Origin of the sequence: Halomonas sp. 707D4 (genome assembly GCF_024158685.1) — a bacterium.
Lineage (GTDB): Bacteria > Pseudomonadota > Gammaproteobacteria > Pseudomonadales > Halomonadaceae > Vreelandella.
On the sequence record NZ_JAMZBD010000308.1, the window covers coordinates 1 to 3,873 of the forward strand.

Annotated in this window: 4 protein-coding genes; 3 read left to right on the forward strand and 1 reads right to left on the reverse strand. The window is 69.4% G+C overall.

Going from position 1 to position 3,873, the window contains the following annotated elements:
• Together BIS11_RS12605 and BIS11_RS12610 are read left to right on the forward strand one after the other, a co-directional pair.
• Nucleotides 1-751: pyruvate kinase (locus BIS11_RS12605; protein WP_253586170.1), on the forward strand; the 751-nt coding region annotated here is incomplete at its 5' end.
• 35 nt (nucleotides 752-786) lie between these two features.
• The gene (locus tag BIS11_RS12610) at nucleotides 787-1,266 is read left to right on the forward strand and encodes a methylglyoxal synthase (protein ID WP_253424755.1); all 480 of its coding nucleotides are present in this window, start codon (nucleotides 787-789) and stop codon (nucleotides 1,264-1,266) included.
• On the opposite strand, the gene cra is transcribed toward BIS11_RS12610, so the two are convergent.
• Nucleotides 1,263-2,240 carry a catabolite repressor/activator gene (gene cra / locus BIS11_RS12615; protein ID WP_253424758.1) on the reverse strand — a complete coding sequence of 326 codons (978 nt, stop codon included), beginning with the start codon at nucleotides 2,238-2,240 and terminating at the stop codon, nucleotides 1,263-1,265. The genes BIS11_RS12610 and cra overlap by 4 nt on opposite strands.
• Before the next feature lie 197 nt (nucleotides 2,241-2,437).
• On the opposite strand from cra, the gene fruB reads away from it, so the two are divergent.
• The coding region (gene fruB, locus BIS11_RS12620; RefSeq protein WP_253586171.1) for a fused PTS fructose transporter subunit IIA/HPr protein at nucleotides 2,438-3,873 on the forward strand (1,436 nt) is incomplete at its 3' end.

The window sequence follows — 3,873 nt, forward strand, 5'->3', positions numbered from 1 at the left end:
CGCCACGCTCGACGGCATCATCGTCGCCAGTGAGGCGGTGATGGTCGCCCGGGGCGACCTGGGGGTGGAGATCGGCGACGAGGCGCTGATCGGCACCCAGAAGCGCATCATCAAGCACGCCCGCACCCTCAACCGCGCGGTGATCACCGCCACGCAAATGATGGAGTCGATGATCGAGTCGCCCCTGCCCACCCGGGCCGAGGTGTTCGACGTGGCCAACGCCGTGCTCGATGCCACCGATGCGGTGATGCTCTCCGCCGAGACCGCGGCGGGCGACTACCCGGTCGAGACCATCCAGGCGATGGACCGGGTGTGTCTCGGCGCCGAGCGCGAGCGCGTCGCCCAATCCTCCGGCCACCGCATCCACGAAGGCTTCGAGCGCATCGACGAGACCATCGCGCTCTCGGCGATGTACGCCGCCAACCACCTTACCGGCGTGCGCGCCATCGCCTGCATGACCTCGACCGGCTATACGCCCTTGATCGCCTCGCGCATCCGCTCGGCGCTGCCCATCGTGGGGCTTGCCCACAGCCCCATCGCCCAGCGGCGCATGGCGCTCTACCGTGGCGTGGTGTCGATTCCCTTCGACACCAGCGAGATGGCCCCCACCGAGGTGAACGACCAAGCCATTGCGCTGCTCAAGGCGCACGGATTGGCGCGCCCGGGCGAGCATGTCATTCTTACCCGCGGCGACCACATGAACGCCCACGGCGGCACCAACACCCTGAAGGTGCTGGCGGTGGACGCCTGACCCCACGCCCGTTGACGATGCCAGGAGAGCACACCATGAACGATGCGCGCCCACCCCGCCAGGCCACGCGCCGGCTCGACGCCACCAAGCGTATCGCGCTGATCGCCCACGACGGCAAGAAGAGCGAATTGATGGAGTGGGCGACGCGCTGGAAGAAGACCCTGAGCGACCACACCCTGCTGGGTACCGGCACCACCGCCGGGCGACTGACCCGGGAGCTCGGTCTCGAGGTGGAGGGCTTGATGAGCGGCCCGCTCGGCGGCGACCAGCAGATCGGCGCGCGCATCGCCGAGCAGCGCCTGGATCTTCTGATCTTCTTCTGGGACCCCTTCGCCCCGCAGCCCCACGACCCGGACGTCAAGGCGCTGCTGCGCCTGGCGGCGCTTTGGAACGTGCCGGTGGCCTGCAACGCGGCCAGCGCCGACTTCCTGCTCTCCTCGCCTTTACTTGGCGAGGAGTACCTTCTGACGATGCCCGATGCCGAGGCCTGGGCCGAGGCGCGACGCCCGGCCTAGCGCGTTCGCAGCGTTCGGGCGATCACGTGTCGCCCCGGATGCGCGCTGCCCTCGATCGCCTCGAGGGCGCACTCGAGGGTACGCCGGGCCATCTGCTCGACGTCCTGCGCCACGGTATTGACCGGCCGGGGCAAGAGATCCAGCAGCCGATGATCGCCGAAGCTGGCGAGCCTGACGTCGTCGGGTAGCCCGCCTCGGGCCAGAAAGTAGTCGAACACCCCTTCCAGCAGCGTGTAAGAGGCGGTGATGATGGCATCCACCGCCTCCCCTTCTTCGAACAGCCCTTCCATCAATCCTGCGGCTTCGACACGCTCGTAGCGCGCGGCGCTAAACTTGCGTGCCGTGATGCCGCGACCTTCGAGCGCCGCCTCGAAACCGGCGCGCCGCTCGCGGCTGATGGAAAGCGCGGGCATCGCGTCGAGCCACGCGACCCGGCGGGTGCGGGAATCGAGTACCGAGTGCGTCAGCCGCCGCGCGGCCTCGAAATCGTCGCTCACCACACTTGCAAAGCGCGCATCGCAAAGCCCGCGATCGACCCCGACGATACGCAGGCCCTCGTTGGCGAGCTCCGGGTAGAACGCATCCTCCCGATCCAGGCAGCTGGCGGTGATCAGCACCTCACAGCGCTGGGCGCGAAGTGCGGCGGCAAGCGAGCGCTCGCGCTCGGCACAGTCGTCGGAGCTCGCCACCAGAAGCTGATAGCCGCGCTCGCGCGCGCCGCGCTCCAGGCGCTTGGCCAGCCGTGCGTAGCTCGCGTTCTCGAGATCCGGCACGATCAGCCCGATCAGCCGGCTCGCCCCGCGCCGCAGCGCCGCCGCCTGGGGGTCGATGTGATAGCGGTGGGCGGCGACCACCGCCCTCACCTTCTCGACGGTGGCGGCGCTGATACGGCGCTGCTCGGCCTGACCGTTGATCACGTAGCTGGCCGTGGTTCGCGAGACGCCGGCAAGCCGGGCGATGTCGGCAAGTGTCATATCGAGTCCTCGTATTCAGGCCTTGAGTGTACCAGCGCCTTGACTAAGCCCCTACCAACGTCTAAAAACCCACCCCTTGTGCCCGAAGGTGAATCGTTTCAGCATAGCGTCATTCGCCCGGGCTCGCTAAGGGGGCCACCTTTTGATCGGTGAGCCACCCGCCAAGCCGTCGCCGGACGCTACTCAAGGAGAACCGCATGCTGACACTCGGCCCTGATGACATCCTGCTGGACTGCCGGGCGAAGAGCTGGCAGGCCGCACTGGACGCTGCCGCCACGGCCCTGACCGAGGCCGGGCTGACCGCGCCGGAGTACCGCGAGGGGCTGCACGCACGCGAAGCGCAGTCGTCCACCTATCTCGGCAACGCCATCGCCATTCCCCACGGCACCCCGGAAAGCCGTCGTCACGTGCGCCACACCGGCGTGCGGGTGCTGCAATTTCCCGAGGGCGTGGCTTGGCACGACGGCCAGCGCGTTCACGTGCTGGTCGCCATCGCCGCCCAGAACGACGAACACCTGGATATCCTGCGCGCGCTCACTCACGTGCTCGACCGCGACGGCGTCGCCCAGGCGCTGGCCTCGGCCGAATCGCGCGAGGAAGTGGCGAAGCTACTGGCCAAACAAGCGCCCGCCCCGCGCCTGGACAAGCAGACGCTGTGCCTTAAGTTTCCCGCTCACAGCGCCAAGGAGCTGGCGCTGGCCGGTGCGGCGCGCCTCTATCAAGGCGGCTGCGTGAACACCGCCTTCATGAGCGCCATCGCCGAACGCGCGCCGGTCTATCTCGGCGGCGGCTACTGGCTTTCGAGCCACGCAGGCCCGGAGCTCGCCCCGGCCCTGGCCCTGGCGACCCCGGCCGATACGCGGCTCGAGGAGCAGGGCCACCCGGTACAGGCGGTGTTCTGCCTGGCGGGCCAGGCGGACTACCACCTGCCGCTGCTGGAGCGGATCGCCGCGCTGGTCGAGAGCGTTCCCGGCGAGACCCTGGCCAACGCCGACAGCACGCGCGCGCTGTCGCTGCTGGCCGGTGAAACCGGCGCTACCGCCACGCGCCGGGTGCGGGTGCTCAACCCCCACGGGCTGCACGCCCGCCCGGCCAAGCAGCTCGTCCAGATCGCCCGCGAGCAGCCGGTGGCGATCAACGTGCGCCTGGAAGAAGGCAGTCCGTCGAGCGTTTCGGCGGCGAGTCTGACCAAGGTGATCGGCCTCGGCGCGCGGCGCGGGCAGTGGCTGGTGCTCTCTGCCGCCGGCGCGGGTGCCGAGGCGGCCCTCGACGCGCTCGCCGGCGCCATCGAAGGCGGGCTCGGGGAGAAGGTCTCGCCCTTCGAGCGCGGTTTCGAACCCGCCGCCCCCGCGCCGGCCGACATCAAGGCCTACCCGACGCTGGCCGAGAACGAGGCTCACTCAGGAGTCGCCGCCTCGCCCGGCCTTGCGATCGCGCCCATCTTCGTGATGCGAGCGCCGCGCTTCGACTATCCGGAAAACGCGACGGACAGCGAGCAGGAGCTTGGCCGCCTGAAAGACGCCATCACCCAGGGCCAGGCGCAGCTCGCCGCGCTGGTGCGCGGGGCTGGCGGCGAAGTGGCGGACATTCTGTCGATGCACGAGGAAATGCTCGACGACCCGGAGCTCTACCG